Raw genomic sequence first — 16,092 nt, 5'->3', positions numbered from 1 at the left:
CTGAGGGTTAGCGCAGGAGACCGACATGTTTTCCAGAGACGTCAAGCATTGCCGACCGACGCCGCGCACGATCAATCAGGCGTTCGGGCCGTACGCAGAGATCCAGATCGGCCGCAGGCGCGAGCGTAAGGCATGGCTATACGCGATCGGCTACGGCTTCGCTATCGGCCTGACGTGGTACGTCATTACGGCGATCAAGGCGGGGGCGCGGTGAAGAAGATCAATCGCTATTTAGACCGGCATCCGCTGCTTGCTATTGCGCTCGGCGCGTTACTGCTCGTCGTCATCGTGCTGGTGGCTGTGCCGAAAGATCCGGATTACGTGGACGCGGCTGTGCATATGGGGAAATCGACGTGATCGACTTCATTCCACCACTAGAGAACGGGCGCGGGCTTGTTGAGAATCTGGACATTGAGAGATATCACGCGCTCGAGCCGGTCTCAAAGTCGCAACTCGACGATCTCAATGTGTCACCTTTCCACTTTTATTCGTGGCATCGCGATCCGTTGCGGCCTGTGCGCGAATCGAAGTCTGGGCAACTCGAAGGAAATCTCGCGCACTGCGGGATTCTCGAACCGGACGCGTTTCAGGACCGCTACGTCGTCGGGCCAGCAGTGAATCGCAATACAAAGGTCTGGCGCGATTTTGTCGAAACACACGAAAATGCGGTTGCGATCCAGCCCGATCAGTACGAAACGGCAATGCGACAGGCCGATTCGGTGCGCGCGCTACCTGAAATACAGGCGTATCTGGCGCGCGGTAAGGCTGAAGTTTCCGCATTCTGGACCGATCCGATAACCGGCGTCGAGTGCCGTTGCCGTCCCGATTTCGTGCATCCGTTGTCGAAATCGTCGGTCGTTCTTCTTGACGTGAAAACGTTCAGCAGTGTAGACCCTGACGATTTTCGCAGGCAGGCAGCGCGCAAGCGTTATCACGTTCAGGACACGTTTTACTCGGCCGGATTCAGTGAAGCCGCGCGCGTCACTGTAGAGAAGTTCATCTTCGTGGTTGTCGAAAGCGCATGGCCATATGCAGCAGCGGCTTACACGCTCGGCAATGAAAGCCGCGAACAGGGCTTTCTCGAATGGCGGCGCTTGCTTGACGTGTACGAGGAATGCGTACGCACAAAAACATGGCCCGGCTACGCGGAGAAGACCACGCAAATTGATCTTCCGTCGTGGGCCTTTACCTCTCAGGAAGTGGAGATTTCTTATGTCTGATATCACCGATCTCCGCGGCACGATAGTGCCGAAGTCGGACCAGCTCAATGCTGAACAGTTGCTGGCCGGCGACGTAACAATCACCGTTACCGACGTGCGCATGGGCAGCGAAGATCAACCGGTCATCCTGCACTATGAGAACGACGAGGGACGCCCGTACAAGCCATGCAAGACCATGCGGAAGCTGCTTATTTTCGCATGGGGCGAAGACGGCCGCGCATGGGTTGGCAAGTCGATGACGCTCTATAACGATCAGGCTGTGCGCTTCGGCGGGATGGTCGTCGGCGGAATTCGCATCAGCCATCTGAGCCATATCGAGCGCGAGATATCGCTGTCGCTCACGGCGACGAAGGGCAAGAAGGCACAGCACACCATTCTGCCGCTCCAGGTGCTGACAATCGATGACGTGCTCAAGGCAATCGCGACGGCGACCGATCGCAACGGCATGAACGCCGCGAAAGCTATGGCGATGAAGCTGACCGGCGAGAAGGATGCCCAGCGCGCGCAGGACGCATACAACGCGCGCATGAAGGAACTTCGCGGCACGTCTGCGCGCAAGCCAGCGGAGCCGCCCCCGACAGACGAAAACGCCCCGCTCGTCGACGAGGCCGAAATGCTTCGCCGCATCGAGTCGTGCATCGATGTCGACGTGCTCGATCTGTGCGCCGACGCAATCCGCGACTATCCCGAAGAAGTGCGAGATCGTCTGAACGAGGCATATAACGCCCGTCGTGAAGATCTGCTCGGCGCATAACCAATCCACCACGAAGGAGAAAGCATGTCTGACCAGAATGAGCAAATGTTGATCGACGGCGTACAGGACACGGCGCCTCACGCCAACGGCCCGCGCCGCATGATCGCGCGCGTCAACGCGATGGTGCTCAAGATCGTGTTCCCGTTCATGGCGCAGGAAGATATTCGCTATTACCTGAACGGCATCAACATCCGGCCGCTTGTCCTCGAAGACGGCGTTATGGTCGTGGCGACAGACGGTCATCGCTATGTGGTCGTGCGCGACCAGCACGGCTACGCCGAAGAAGAAATCATCGTCAGCATCAAGAAAGACGCGCTGAAGAGCTGCAACACGAAAAGCACGTTCGATGTGATGTCGAATGGTTCGGCGATGGTCAATGACGAGACCGGGCAGGAGCAATTCATTCAGCCGGGTAACTCGCTGATCGAAGGCACGTTCCCGCGCATCGAGAACATCGCTTCGGCCATCGGCTACAAGGAAGGCATTTCCGGCGCGATCAATCCGGCATATCTGAACGACGCGCTCAAGATCGGTCAGCACTTCGGAAGCATCCGCTTCTTCACGCGCGATCAGGACAGCCCGCTCACATTCGTTGTCGGCGGTCTGGGCGATCTCGAAGTGTTCGGCGGAATCATGAAGATGCGCGATTCGTTCGAGCAGTTGCCGCGCTGGTTTCCGCGTCCGGTGCCGTTCGAGTTGACCGAAGTATGACGCGCATCGACTGACTAAGCCTCCATGCCAACCCCCACGGACGCGCTAAACCTACGCCTGATCGCGGCGATGGCCGAGAAGATAGCGAAAGCGATCGAGCGCGGCGCGCTGTGGCCCGGCGAACTCACGATGGCCGTCGCGCAGATGCAGAAATGGCTAAACGAGATTAAGGAGCGGTGATGACTAAAGACCAAATCCGCGCCATCTTCATGGCGCATGGCTTCACGATCAAGGACGGCCAGACCGACTTAAAAGACTACGTGTATGAGGCGGCCGAAGCCCTGCTATCTGCAAGCAAGCCTGCCGCCGAAGATCAAGCAGTAGCAGAACGCTGCGCTCGATTAGCTGAACTGTACCGCGACGAGCATGCGACCGGAAAACTTGCCGAAGAAGCGTGCGACGCCATTGCAGAGGCGTGTCGCCAATATGCCGCGCCAGCGCAATCGGCTGAGCCGGTGGCGATGAAGACAGTGCAGGAAGCAGCGGACTGGATGTTCGCCGCCCCGCAACCATCCCAGCCCGCGCAAGCTGGCGAGGCGTGCGACGTTAAGTGCGCGGTCGGCAAATACAAGAACACCGATCCCTGCCTGGAATGCCCGAATGCCGCCGTGGTGCTGGACGATGAGCGGGCGACTGACGCATGGCTGATAACGGTGAAGGTTCCCGGCAAATGCACGTCATGGGCTTCTGTAGACAGGCACGAAGAAACGCCTGCCGATTTGGTGAAATGGATCGACAAGCAGTTTGAGCGCACAGAACAGCCGCTCTTTTTCCGCGCCGCATCCCCGCAAGCGCCAGCACAGACGGCGACCTTTACCGTCACACCAAACGCTGTGCCTGACATGACGGATCGAATCGTTGAAATCAACGCGCAGCCAGCACAGACGCGGGCGCTGACGGGTGATGCGCGAGACGCAGCGCGGTATCGGTGGCTGCGTGAGCATGCGATACCGCAATGGCGTAACGGCCCTGGGCTGTACTGGTATCTGCCGCGCCTCATGGAAGGAAGCCCTGCCGAAAAACTGGACACGGTTCTCGACTCCGCCCTTCTCGCCGCACAAGCAAGAGGAGGCGACCATGACTGACATCACCGATCTGGTAGAGCGCTTGCGCGACCATAAACACCGCGATCTCAAAGACTTCTATCTTTATTTCGAAGCGGCCACGGCTCTAGAACAGCAAGCCATCCTGATTACCCGCCTCATAAGCCAGAACGAAGCCCAGCGCGTGCTGATCTCGGAGCACATCGAGGCGCAGAGGAAAGCGCGCGGAGAGGCGCTGGAGGAGGCGGCGAATCTATGCAACACAAAGGGCGACGAATACTTCGCAGCATACAAGCGGTCGCCGGTTGATGATCCTCGACGCGGCAATCCATATGTCGAAGGGATGTCGGACGGTTGCAGCAACTGTGCCGACGCTATCCGCGCCCTCTCGCACGCGAAGGAGGAGTGATGAAAACGCCGAAGCCCGAGACAATCGCCGCGGTCACGGCCGCGATCGAAACCAAGGCATTGCGCGTGCCGCAGATTTCAGACGCGATTGGCATTTGCCAGATCAGCGTGAAGTACACGATCAACTATCTGCGCGCGACCTACGGCTCGATTCATATCGAGCGCTGGGAAGTCGCAGGGCCAGCGAATAACCGTCAGGTTGCGCTCTATCGATTCGGCTTAGGTGAAGATGCGGCGATGCCTGCTAAGAAGGTGAAGGACCGCGCCGAGATCGAAGCACGACAGGAAGCGCAGCGCATCTACCGCGCGGCCTGCGAAAGAAGGAAAGCGCAGGAAGCCGAGCGAAGAAACCGCGAGCGCGCGATCAGGGAAATGGCAAAGCCGGTGAGGCGCGATCCGTTCATTGCCGCTTTCTTTGGCCACGCTGCGCCAGTGCAGCCGGTCTGCGGGCGCGTCTACAAGCAGGATATGACAATCACGGATGACGACGAGGTGACGGCATGAAGGTCCGTTTAGACAAGTGGCTCTCGGACAACTTCGACCCAGCGCCCGCCATCCGCACCGCCCGCCTGTGGATCAACGCGGGCAAAATCTACCCGGCGCCGGTCAAGGTCGGCCGGAGCTATTATGTCGAGCAGAACGCCACCTTTCAGGACGGCAAGACGGCGCGCGCCCCGCTCGCTCAACGCATTCCACGATAAGAGCCATATGATGATTGATACCGACCGCGGCACAGGCCGCACGACGAAACAAATGAAGGATGCACCCATTGGCGCAATCTACGTTTCCTGCCATGCATCTGCAACGAACTATGACAGGTGCCTTGCACACAAGCTGAAGCGGACTGATCTGAAAGTCGTCGAACCATCATGGCTCGATCATGGATGGTATGGAAAAATTCTGACCGGCATCGTGATCGACCATGCAGCCCATCTCACTGAGCGACAGCAAGACTCGCTGCTAGTCGCACTGACCAGGGTTCGGTAATGACGAGGACTCGATGAGCCCGCGCCCACGAATCCGCAAACGCGCCAACTGGCCCGCGAACCTGCACGAACCGCGCGCGGGCTATTACACATGGCGCGATCCGCGCGACGGCAAGACACACGTTCTAGGCCGTATGCCGCTCGCGCAGGCCATCCACGAGGCGCAGGAAGCGAATCTCGTCGTCGAGGGCGGGACGATCGCCAGGACGCTCGCTGAGCGCGTCGCGCAGGAGCAGCACACGGTCGCAGACCTGTTGAAGAAGATGCCGGTCAAGGGCGCCGCTAGCACCATACGGGGCCGGAAGTACCACGATGCGCACATAGCGAAGTGCATAGGGTCAGTGCCATGTGCCGATCTGACGACGAAACACATTGCCGACATTCTGGAAGCCCTGATCGACGCTGGGAAAGCGCCCTACGCGCGGACCATCCGAACCCGGCTCGTCGCCGTCTGCAAGCGTGGCGCCGCGCTCGGCTGGATCACAAACGGCAATCCGGCCGCCAACACCGAGCAGGAAAGGATCACCGTCAAGCGGCGGCGCCTCCGCGGCATAGAAGAGTTCAACGCGATCTTCGAGAAGGCGCCCGAGGTTTGCGACTGGCTGCAAAACGCCATGCTGCTCGCGCTCGTGTCCGGACAGGACCGCTCGACGGTAGCACGCTGGGAGCGCTCGTCCGTGAAAGACGGCATCGCGACGGCGTTCCGGAGGAAGACGAAGGTATATGTCGAGATCCCGACTGCGCTCCGCATGGATGCGCTCGGCATGTCACTCGCTGAGGTCATCGCGCGATGCAAGTCGACCGGCGTCGTCAGCAAGTATCTGATCCACCATGTGCGCAATAAGGGCGGCGCAAAGAGCGGACAGCCGGTCAAGATCGATTCCCTTAGCCGGACTTTCATGGAGGCGCGCGAGTTGGCCGGCATCACTGGCGACGACGCGCCGAGCTTTCACGAAATTCGCAGTCTTGCGAAGCGCCTGTACGAAAAGCAGGGAGGCGTTGACACGAAAGCGCTGCTCGGACATATGACAGAGACCGCTGCCGATCTGTATGCTGACAGCCGGGGTATCGAACCGATCCGCGTTAAGATCAGCGCCTGAGTTCTGAACATCTGTTGAACAGATTTTGAACAGGCCACGCCCAGCAAGGGATTGCGCGGCTAATCACATTTCCGAAACAAACACACCGGTACGGCCCAACTGGTTATATCGCATCGTCGACGCTCCATCGTGGGTGCAGGGAGAAGTCGACAAGCGTACTGCAAATGGCGGGGACCGGCAGGAGGGGCGCGCGCGGCAAAAACTACGAATTCCAGCAGCAACGTGAAGCCCGACGCGCCGCGCACGAGTGCCGAAAACCTGCGAGACTGAGCGCTATTGCCCGCTCAGGTGGAACGACCTGCAACCGCCAAACCGGGCGACTTCAGATGTTTGCAACCCAACCGCGCAACCACTGGATATCCCCCGCGCCGCCCTCACCTACCCGAGCATGACTTCGGCCAAAACCACCGCCGCACTCGACGCGGCGCCCCGTTCCCGCAAGGCACGCTCCACCGCGAGCGCGGCGCGCGCCGCCGCGCCTGCGCTGGCGCCGGCCCAACAGGCGCTCGACGGCTTTCACCCAGCCGTGGCCAACTGGTTCCAGAAAACCTTCGCCGCCCCAACCGACGCCCAGGCCGCCGCCTGGCCGCAAATCCGTAGCGGCCGCTCGACGCTGGTCGCCGCGCCGACCGGCTCCGGCAAGACGCTGACCGCGTTCCTGTCCGCGCTGAACGACCTGGTAACGCAAGGCGAAGCGAACAACGGCGCGTTGCCCGACGAAACACTCGTCGTCTACGTGTCGCCGCTGAAGGCGCTTTCGAACGATATCCGCCTGAACCTGCAACTGCCGTTGCAAGGCATTGCCGCCGAACTCGACGCGCTCGGCCTGCCGCCGCTCGACATCCGCACCGCAGTGCGCACCGGCGACACCACGCAGCAGGAACGCAATGCGCTGAAAAAGCGCGCGCCGCACATTCTAGTGACGACGCCCGAATCGCTGTACGTGCTGCTCGGCTCGGATTCGGGCCGCCGCATGCTGGCGACGGTGCGCACGGTGATCGTCGATGAAATTCATGCGCTCGCGGGCGGCAAGCGCGGCAGTCATCTCGCGCTGAGTCTCGAGAGGCTCGACGCGCTGTGCGCCCAGCGCCTGCCGCGCATCGGGCTGTCGGCGACGCAAAAGCCGGTCAGCGCGGTCGCGCGGTTTCTGGTCGGCGGCGCGAGCCTCGACAGCGACGTGCCGGCCGAGTGCGCGGTAATCGACGTCGGCCACGTGCGCGCCCGCGACCTCGCGCTCGAGATCCCGCCGGTGCCGCTCGAAGCGGTGATGGCCAACGAAGTATGGGAACGCGTCTACGACCGGCTCGCCGAACTGGTCGCGCAGCATCGCACCACGCTGGTTTTCGTCAACACGCGCCGCATGGCCGAGCGCGCCGCGCGCCATCTGACCGAGCGGCTCGGCAAGGACGCGGTCGCCGCGCATCACGGCAGCCTCGCGAAAGAACATCGTTTCGACGCCGAACAGCGCCTGAAACGCGGCGAATTGCGCGTGCTGATCGCGACCGCGTCGCTCGAACTCGGCATCGATATCGGCGACGTCGATCTGGTCTGCCAGATGGGTTCGCCGCGCGCGATCGCGCCGTTCCTGCAACGCGTCGGCCGCTCTGGCCACCACGTCGGCGGCATGCCAAAGGGGCGGCTCTTTCCGGCCTCGCGCGACGATCTGCTCGAATGCGCGGCGCTGCTCGATTGCGTGCGGCGTGGCGAGCTCGATGCGCTGCGCATCCCGCGCGCGCCGCTCGACGTGCTCGCGCAACAGATCGTCGCGGAGGTGTCGAGCGCCGAGTGGAGCGAGGATGCGCTGTTCGACATGCTGCGCCGCGCCGCGCCGTACGCGGATCTGGCGCGCGAGCAATACGACGCGGTGCTGCGCATGCTCGCCGAGGGCTACACGAGCCGGCACGGTCCGCGCGCCGCCTACGTGCATCGCGATGCGGTCAGCGGCACGCTGCGCGGCCGGCGCGGCGGCAAGCTGGTCGCGGTGACCTCGGGCGGCACGATTCCGGAGAACGCCGATTACGCGGTCGTGCTCGAACCACAGGCGCTCAATATCGGCACCGTCAACGAGGACTTCGCGGTCGAAAGCCTCGCCGGCGATGTGTTCCAGCTCGGCAACGCGTCGTACCGGATTCTGCGCATCGAAAGCGGCCGCGTGCGCGTCGAGGACGCGCAGGGGCAACCGCCGAACATTCCGTTCTGGCTCGGCGAGGCGCCGGGGCGCAGCGACGAGCTGTCGTTCGCCGTCGCGCGACTGCGGCAGCAGGTCGAGGCGTTGCTGACGGAGCGCGACCCTGAAAACGAACCCTCCACCCCACTCCTCGACCACGCCATCGCCTGGCTCGCCGTCAACCTCGCGCTCGACGAACCCGCCGCGCGGCAGATCGTCGAATACCTGGCGCGCGCACGTGCAGCGCTCGGCGTGCTGCCGACGCAGAGCACACTCGTGATGGAGCGCTTCTTCGACGAATCGGGCGGCACCCAGCTCGTGATCCACTCGCCGTTCGGCAGCCGCGTGAATCGCGCGTGGGGGCTCGCGCTGCGCAAGCGCTTCTGCCGCAGCTTCAACTTCGAGCTGCAGGCCGCGGCCACCGAAGACGCGATCGTGCTGTCACTGACCGGCAGCCACTCGTTCGTGCTCGACGAGGTCTGGCGCTATCTGCATTCGAACAGCGCCGAACATCTGCTGATCCAGGCGCTGCTCGATGCGCCGTTATTCGGCGTGCGCTGGCGCTGGAATGCGACGACCTCCCTCGGCCTGCCGCGCTACACGGGCGGCCGCAAGACCGCACCGCAACTGCAGCGCATGCGCAGCGAGGATCTGCTCGCAAGCGTGTTTCCCGAGCAGGCCGCGTGTCTGGAGAACGTCGTCGGCGAACGCGAGGTGCCGCGCCACCCATTAGTTGACCAAACCATCGACGACTGCCTGCACGACGCGATGGACAGCGAACGCTGGCTCGCACTGCTACGCCGCATCGAGCACGGCGAGTTGCGGCTCGTCGCGCGCGATCTGCCGGCGCCGTCGCCGCTCGCCGCCGAAATCCTGACCGCGAAGCCCTATGCGTATCTCGACGACGCGCCGATCGAGGAGCGCCGCACCCAGGCGGTGCTGAACCGCCGCTGGACGGACCCTGCCAGCGCCGACGATCTCGGCGCGCTCGACGCCGCCGCGATCGACAGCGTGCGCGACGAAGCGTGGCCGCAAGCGCGCACCGCCGACGAAATGCACGAAGCGCTGACGGGCCTCGCGTGCATCACCGAGGCCGAGGCGCGCGCGCACGAAGATTGGCCGACGCTGCTGGCGGCGTTGGCGAAAGCCGGCAGGGCGACGCGCTTGCCGCTGGCCGCGCCTGCGAACGCGAGCACCGCCAACGACAACCACGATGACAACGCCCTGTGGCTGCCCGCCGAACGCCTCACCAGCTTCGAAGCGCTGTACCCGGATATCGCGCGCGATCGCTACACGCCGCCGCTGAGCGCCCCGAAGGGCTACACCGAGAGCTGGAGCGCCGACGACGCGCTCGTCGACGTACTGCGCGCGCGGCTGACCGGCTTCGGCCCGCTGACGGTCGAGGCAATCGCGCGCCCGCTCGGTTTGCCGCTCGACCGGATCGAACAGGCGCTGATCCGGCTCGAAGCCGAAGGCTATCTGTTGCGCGGCCGCTTCACGCCGCATACGAGCGACGAGCAATGGTGCGAGCGGCACCTGCTCGCACGCATTCACCGCTATACGGTGAAGCGGCTGCGGCGTGAAATCGAGCCGGTCGAGCGGCACGACTTCATGCGCTTCCTGTTCGAATGGCAGCATCTGACGCCAACCACGCGCGCCGAAGGCCGCGACGCGCTCGCCGCCGCGCTCGAACAGCTCGAAGGCTTCCAGGCCGCGGCCGGCGCGTGGGAGGAGGACATCCTGCCGGCGCGCGTGCGCGCCTACACGAGTAGTTCGCTCGACGAGCTATGCCGCGCCGGCAAGATCGTCTGGACCCGCCTGACCGAGCGGGCGCGCGGAGCCGCCGGTCCGGTCCGCGCCACGCCGATCGTGCTGCTGCCACGCGCGCAGTTGCGGGCGTGGCGCGCGCTGCTCGATCCGGCGCGCCAGCTCGAGTTGTCGGCGCTCGCGCAAAGCGTGCACGACACCCTCGCGCAACACGGTGCGATGTTCTTCGACGAACTGCTCGCCGAAGTGCGCGTGCTGCGCATGGAGCTCGAAAACGCGCTCGGCGAGCTGGTCGCGGCCGGCCTCGCGAACTCCGACAGCTTCGCGGGCCTGCGCGCGTTGCTGAAGCCGGTCGCCAAACGCAACGCGTTTTCCAGCGGCCGGCGCGCGCGAGCGAGCGCGCTGATCGGCGGCATGGACGACGCCGGGCGCTGGGCGCTCGTGAGCCGCCCGTCCGCGGTCGCGCCGGAAAATCCGCCCGAGCGGCGGCGTCAGTTGCCGCCCGAGGTGCTCGAACACGTCGCGATGACGTTGTTGCGGCGCTACGGTGTCGTGTTCTGGCGCGTGCTCGAACGCGAGGCCGAATGGCTGCCGCCGTGGCGCGATCTGCTGCGCGTGCTGCAGCGGCTCGAGGCGCGCGGCGTGATCCGCGGCGGACGCTTCGTCAACGGGCTCGCGGGCGAGCAGTTCGCGCTGCCCGAGGCGATTCCGCTGCTGCGCGAGGTGCGGCGGCAGCCGAACGACGGTGCGCTTATCTGCGTCGCGGGGACGGACCCGCTGAATCTGGCCGGCACGCTGCTGGTCGGCGACAAGGTGCCGGCCGTGGCCGGAAACCGCCTGCTGTATCGCGACGGCGTGGTGGCGGCCACGCTGGTGGCCGGCAAGTTCTGGTTCGACGCTCCGCTGGACGCCAGTCCGATCGAGCGCGAACGCGCCCGCGCGTTGCTGGCGCACCGCTTCTAGTGGCGTCATCATGGTGTCGTTTTGCCGCGCAATAATCGCGCGGCGGGCCGCGTCCATTGTTAGCAAAACGTTAATGATTCTTCGCTCGAATTGTCACGCTTAGATACAATAAGACAGATTCAATTTAGTATGAGGAAGACTGTCTGCGGCCGCCCGCCTTGGTAGGGACTGCCGGCACACTCCGGGGATTTCATGAGCGACGAGCTACACGACCAGGTGCTTCACGCGCGGTTCGGCACGAGCAGCCCTTGCTGGCGCCTAGCGGCGGCCAGCGACACGCTGGAACTCGTGCCAGTGCACGGCCACGCGGCTGCCGGCGTCGCCATTCCCCTCACGTCTTCTCAAGCCTCCCAGGTCCGCGCGCTGAGCGGGGTGACCTCGCACGTGGTCGTCGACGTGCAGCTGGACGGAGCGCCGCTGCGGCTGCATCTGGTCGGCAAGAAACTCGACTGCCACAGCTGGGGCGGCACCGCGTCGGCCCATGCCGACACCGAATCCGTCGCGCGCGCGCTGCTGCACGGTCTGTCGTTCGCCGAACAGGTGGTCTCAGAGGTCAATTCGGTGGTCGTGATCGTCGACCGGCACGGCCGGATACAGCGCTTCAACCGGCTCGCCGAGGAGCTGACCGGCCTCCGGGAAGAGGACATCATCGGCCGCAGCGTGTGGACGCTGTTCATGTCGTCCGACGGCGACGTGGTCTCGAACCAGGTCAGCGCGAACTTCTTCAATCGCGGCGAGCCGTACGAGATCGAACGGCGCATCAAAACGGTGCACGGCGAGCGGCTGTTCCTGTTTCGCAACAAGTTCGTGCGCAGCGGCAGCGGCATCGAAGACCAGTTCCTGATCTGCTCGGGCACCGACATCACCGAGCAACGGCTCGCCCAGGACCGCCTGATCGAGCAGGCCACCACCGACCCGCTCACCGGCCTCGCCAATCGCAATGCGATCCAGGAGCGCATCCAGATCGCGATCGAACAGGCCGCGCCCGGCGAAACCGTCGGCGTGCTGTTTCTCGATCTCGACAACTTCAAGAAGGTCAACGATCACTACGGCCACGTGTTCGGCGACCGGCTGATCTGCGACGTGTCGGATGCGATCCGCAACTGCCTGAATCCGGGCGACTCGCTCGCACGCCTGGGCGGTGACGAATTCATCGTGCTCGCGGCGAAGGGCTCAGCGCATCTGCTCGAAAACATCGCGCAGCGCATTCTCGACCGCATGCGCATGCCGTTCGCGGTCGGGCTGGTCGAGGTCTATACCGGCTGCTCGATCGGCATCGCGTGTTGGCCGGAGCACGGCGACAGTCTCGAATCGCTGATCCGTTCGGCCGACACCGCGATGTACGTCGCGAAGGACGAAGGCAAGCGCACGCATCGCGTGTTTTCTCCGGACATGAACCGCCGGGTCGCGGAGTTCATGTGGCTCGACACGAATCTGCGCCGCGGACTCGAGGAAGGCCAGTTCGCGCTGCACTATCAGCCCAAGCTGAACCTCGCCACGGGTGCCGTGCAAGGCGCGGAAGCGCTGGTGCGCTGGAATTCGCCGGAGCGCGGCCAGATCATGCCGGTGGAATTCATCCGCTATGCCGAGGAATCCGGGCTGATCGGCGTGCTCGGCCGCTGGGTCATGGAAACCGCCGCGAAGCAGGCGGCCCGCTGGAAGGCGGCCGGCTATGACCTGCGCGTCGCGATCAACGTGTCGGCGCGACAGCTCACCGATACGGCCGTGGTCCGTCATTTCACCGAGGCGTTGCAGCATGCGAGCCTCGATCCTTGCCTCGTCGATCTCGAGCTGACCGAAAGCTGCCTGATCGAAAACGAAGCGGCCGCGATCGAGCTGATCAAGCAGTTCCGCCAGCTCGGCGCGCAGGTGCATCTGGACGACTTCGGCACCGGCTACTCGTCGCTGTCGCAACTCGGCCGTATTCCGCTCGACGTGATCAAGCTCGACCGCAGCTTCACGCGCTCGATCCACGCCGACATGAAGGCACAGGCACTGGTGCGCTCGATGGTCGCGGTCGCCCAGGAGCTCGATTTCCAGGTGGTCGCCGAAGGGATCGAAACCGAAGCGGAAGAAGCCTTCATGAAGGGGCTCGGCGTCGATTACGTGCAGGGCTTCCTGTACGCGAGGCCGATGCCCGCCACCGAGTTCGAGCGCTGGCTGCTCGATCGGCGCAAGCTCAGGCTGATCGCCTGAGCCTATGCTGTCGCGCGCTTCAGTCGAGGCGCGCGGACCAACCTTCCACTTCGTCTTCACTCATCCCGACGGCGCGCGCCGCAGCGTGGATTTGCGCCCACGTGGCGGCGTCGATCGGAACGCCGGCGGCTTCGCGTTGCGCCCGCGTCACGCGCTCGGGCTCACCGGGTTCGTAGATGCGCTCGGTGCCCGCCGCGAGCGGCGACGCCTTCACCCACGCGAGGAACGCATCGGCTTCGGCTTGCGCGTCGGGCGCGTCGAATGCGGCCGGATCGATGATCACCGACAGCATGCAGTTGATGATCGCATGCGTGGTGCCGAGCGTGTCCGCATGCGTCGTGAAGCCACCCGACAGCGCGCCGCCGAAAATCTCGCACATCGCCGCCAGCCCGAAACCCTTGTAGCCGCCGAACGGCGTCAGCGCGCCGAACGGCGCTTCGTGCATGACCTTCGGTTCGAGCGTCGGCATGCCTTCGTGATCGATCAGCGCGCCGGGCGGTGTGTGCTTGCCCTGGTTATAAGCGACGCGCGTCTTGCCGAACGCGATCGTGCTGGTCGCGAAGTCGAGCACGAGCGGCGGCTTGCCGGGTCGCGGATAAGCCGCGCAGAACGGATTCGTGCCGATGCGCCGGTCCGCGCCGCCGAACGGCGCGACGAGCGGATCGCCCGCGACGTTGACGAAGTGGAACGACACCAGACCGGCGCGCGCGCACTGCTCGGCCCAATGCCCGATGCGGCCGATATGATGCGCGCCGCGCAACCCGACCGCGCAGATGCCGAGCCGCTGCGCGCGCTCGATGCCCCGCTCGATCGCCTCGAACGCGATCACCTGACCGAAGCCCTTGCCGCCTTCGACGGTCAATATCGCGCCCGCGTCCTTGACGATGTCGGCGTGCCGATTCAGTTGCAGTTGCTTGTCGGCGAGCGACTCGACATAGCGCGGGATCATGCCGACGCCGTGCGAGTCGTGCCCGGTCAGATTCGCGGCCACCAGATGATCGGCCACCAGCTCGGCTTCGCGCGGCGTGCTGCCCGCTCGCTCCCAGATTGCCCTGACGTAGGCATGCAGTTGATCGGCCGGAATCCGGGGCGTGGTGGCTTGGGCAGTCTGGGAGTCGGTCATTCAGCGTGTGGGTGGGGTTCGATCGGAAGGAATGAAACGGCGGGAACAGACAGCTGCTTCAAAACAGCGGCAATAAACAGCGGGGCCCGGATATGCCCGAGCCCCACTCAAACGAAATCAGCACTCAAGGCGCCGCGGCGATCACCTCGGCAACCGCGGCCGTCAGCTTCTTGCCGTACGGCACGTGCAGGAACTCGTTCGGCCCATGCGCGTTCGACTTCGGCCCGAGCACGCCGCACACCATGAACTGCGACTTCGGGAAGCCCGCCTTCAACACGTTCATCAACGGGATCGTGCCGCCGAGGCCCATGTAGGCAGCGTCGGCACCGAAGTGCTGACGCGATGCGTCATTCAGCGCGGTGGCGAGCCACGGCGCGACTTCCGGTGCGTTCCAGCCGCTCGCCGCGCCTGCATCGGGTTTGAAGGTGACCTTCGCGTTGTACGGCGGATCGAATTCGAGCAGCGCCTTCAGTTCGGCGACCGCCTTGTCCGCTTCGATGGTCGGCGGCAAACGCAGCGACAGCTTGAACGCGGTGCGCGGCCGCAGCACGTTGCCGGCGTCGGCGAGCGCGGGCAAGCCAGCCGCGCCCGTCACCGACAGCGACGGAAGCCACGTCGAATTGAGCAGCGCCTGCCGCGGATCGGTCGTGGTGGGCAGCACCTGGCGGCCGTCCTGGCCGCACGCCCACGGCATCTTCTTCCACACGTCATCGCCGAGAATCTTTGCGGCGGCCTCGGCTTCGCGCAGACGATCGGCCGGCACCGGGCAATGGAAGCCCTTCGGCAGCAGCGTGCCGTTCGCGGAGTCTTCGAGACGGTCGAACAGTTGCCGCATGATGCGGAAGCTCGACGGTACGATGCCGCCGTAGACGCCCGAGTGAATACCTTCGTCGAGCACCTGCACTTCGAGATCGCCGGCGACGAGTCCGCGCAGCGACGTGGTCAGCCACAGTTGATCGTAATTGCCCGCGCCCGAATCGAGACACACGACCAGCCCGACGTTACCGAGCCGCTCGCGCAGCGCGTCGACGTAGGGCAGCAGATCGTAGCTGCCCGACTCCTCGCAGGTTTCAATCAGACCGACGCAGCGCGGACGCTCGACACCCTGCGCATCGAGTGCGGCGAGCGCCGTCAGGCTCGCGTAGATCGCGTAGCCGTCGTCCGCGCCACCGCGGCCGTAAAGCTTGCCGTCTTCGAGCTTCGGCGTCCAAGGACCAAGGTCGTTGCGCCAGCCATCGAACTCGGGCTGCTTGTCGAGGTGGCCGTACAGCACGATGGTTTCGTCGCTGCCCGAGCGCGTCGCGGCCGTCTCGAAGAAGATCACCGGCGTGCGGCCCGGCAAGCGGATCACCTCGAGCTTCAGCCCGCGCACCGGTTGCTGCTCGGCCCATTGCGCGGCGTCGGTGATCACGCGCTCCAGATAACCGTGCTTCGCCCAGTCGGGATCGAACGCCGGACTCTTGGCCGGCACCGCGATGTAGTCGGTCAGCGCGGGCACGATCTCGTCGTTCCACTTGCGCTCGACGAATTCTCGTAGTGTGTCCGGGTTCAGTTGGGCCTGCTGGGTGTCGTCGGTGATCATGATCGGGTCCGTGAAGTACCGTTCAGTCGAAACGATCATGATAGTCCCGATGCGTGTCGGGCTGAACCCCTT

The 16,092-nt window shown here is 64.4% G+C and carries 16 protein-coding genes; 14 read left to right on the top strand and 2 right to left on the bottom strand.

Translation table 11 applies throughout. The features are described from left to right. Positions 1–25 precede the first annotated feature (25 nt). The 14 genes from L0U84_RS26240 (at position 26) to pdeR (ending at position 13,315) form a co-directional block, all read left to right on the top strand. On the top strand, positions 26–214 hold the full coding sequence (locus tag L0U84_RS26240; protein ID WP_233854040.1) for a hypothetical protein: 189 nt from the start codon (positions 26–28) through the stop codon (positions 212–214). Continuing rightward, the gene (locus L0U84_RS26235) at positions 211–357 is read left to right on the top strand and encodes a hypothetical protein (RefSeq protein ID WP_233854038.1); all 147 of its coding nucleotides are present in this window, start codon (positions 211–213) and stop codon (positions 355–357) included. Before L0U84_RS26240 ends, L0U84_RS26235 begins: the two co-directional genes overlap by 4 nt. Beyond that, on the top strand, positions 354–1,220 hold the full coding sequence (locus L0U84_RS26230) for a PD-(D/E)XK nuclease-like domain-containing protein (protein WP_233854032.1): 867 nt from the start codon (positions 354–356) through the stop codon (positions 1,218–1,220). Before L0U84_RS26235 ends, L0U84_RS26230 begins: the two co-directional genes overlap by 4 nt. Continuing rightward, the gene (locus L0U84_RS26225; RefSeq protein ID WP_233854028.1) at positions 1,213–1,974 is read left to right on the top strand and encodes a hypothetical protein; all 762 of its coding nucleotides are present in this window, start codon (positions 1,213–1,215) and stop codon (positions 1,972–1,974) included. Before L0U84_RS26230 ends, L0U84_RS26225 begins: the two co-directional genes overlap by 8 nt. Positions 1,975–1,998: 24 nt before the next feature. Then, a complete protein-coding gene (locus L0U84_RS26220; protein ID WP_233854026.1) occupies positions 1,999–2,685 on the top strand; it encodes a hypothetical protein in 687 nt (228 codons plus the stop codon). A 24-nt stretch (positions 2,686–2,709) separates the two neighbouring features. Continuing rightward, entirely contained in the window at positions 2,710–2,865 is a 156-nt protein-coding gene (locus L0U84_RS26215; RefSeq protein WP_233854024.1) for a hypothetical protein, read from the top strand. Next, positions 2,865–3,770 carry a hypothetical protein gene (locus L0U84_RS26210; protein WP_233854022.1) on the top strand — a complete coding sequence of 302 codons (906 nt, stop codon included), beginning with the start codon at positions 2,865–2,867 and terminating at the stop codon, positions 3,768–3,770. The genes L0U84_RS26215 and L0U84_RS26210 overlap by 1 nt, the downstream gene beginning before the upstream one ends. Beyond that, complete coding sequence (locus L0U84_RS26205; protein WP_233854020.1) at positions 3,763–4,137, top strand: hypothetical protein; 375 nt, start codon at positions 3,763–3,765, stop codon at positions 4,135–4,137. Before L0U84_RS26210 ends, L0U84_RS26205 begins: the two co-directional genes overlap by 8 nt. A 59-nt stretch (positions 4,138–4,196) precedes the next feature. After that, positions 4,197–4,640: a hypothetical protein gene (locus tag L0U84_RS26200; RefSeq protein ID WP_233854018.1), complete on the top strand. Its 444-nt coding sequence runs from the start codon at positions 4,197–4,199 to the stop codon at positions 4,638–4,640. After that, positions 4,637–4,837 carry an excisionase gene (locus L0U84_RS26195; protein ID WP_233854016.1) on the top strand — a complete coding sequence of 67 codons (201 nt, stop codon included), beginning with the start codon at positions 4,637–4,639 and terminating at the stop codon, positions 4,835–4,837. The genes L0U84_RS26200 and L0U84_RS26195 overlap by 4 nt, the downstream gene beginning before the upstream one ends. A 7-nt stretch (positions 4,838–4,844) precedes the next feature. Continuing rightward, positions 4,845–5,123, top strand: a complete 279-nt coding sequence (locus L0U84_RS26190; RefSeq protein ID WP_233854013.1) for a hypothetical protein — start codon at positions 4,845–4,847, stop codon at positions 5,121–5,123. A 13-nt stretch (positions 5,124–5,136) separates the two neighbouring features. Beyond that, positions 5,137–6,222: a phage integrase Arm DNA-binding domain-containing protein gene (locus L0U84_RS26185; protein WP_233854011.1), complete on the top strand. Its 1,086-nt coding sequence runs from the start codon at positions 5,137–5,139 to the stop codon at positions 6,220–6,222. A gap of 388 nt (positions 6,223–6,610) precedes the next feature. Then, positions 6,611–11,119, top strand: coding sequence for a DEAD/DEAH box helicase (locus tag L0U84_RS26180; RefSeq protein WP_233854009.1), 4,509 nt, complete (start codon positions 6,611–6,613; stop codon positions 11,117–11,119). Positions 11,120–11,311: 192 nt separating this feature from the next. Further along, positions 11,312–13,315, top strand: a complete 2,004-nt coding sequence (gene pdeR / locus L0U84_RS26175; protein ID WP_233854007.1) for a cyclic di-GMP phosphodiesterase — start codon at positions 11,312–11,314, stop codon at positions 13,313–13,315. 19 nt (positions 13,316–13,334) lie between these two features. Here the strand turns inward: pdeR and L0U84_RS26170 are convergent, their stop codons facing one another. Continuing rightward, the gene (locus L0U84_RS26170) at positions 13,335–14,438 is read right to left on the bottom strand and encodes a malate/lactate/ureidoglycolate dehydrogenase (protein WP_233854002.1); all 1,104 of its coding nucleotides are present in this window, start codon (positions 14,436–14,438) and stop codon (positions 13,335–13,337) included. Between the two features lie 124 nt (positions 14,439–14,562). Next, a complete protein-coding gene (locus L0U84_RS26165; protein WP_233856817.1) occupies positions 14,563–16,020 on the bottom strand; it encodes a M20 family metallopeptidase in 1,458 nt (485 codons plus the stop codon). Between the last annotated feature and the right edge of the window lie 72 nt (positions 16,021–16,092).

Source organism: Paraburkholderia sp. HD33-4, from assembly GCF_021390635.1.
GTDB lineage: Bacteria > Pseudomonadota > Gammaproteobacteria > Burkholderiales > Burkholderiaceae > Paraburkholderia.
Note: the sequence above shows the minus strand (reverse complement) of the source record. Positions and strands in the feature narration are given on the sequence as shown.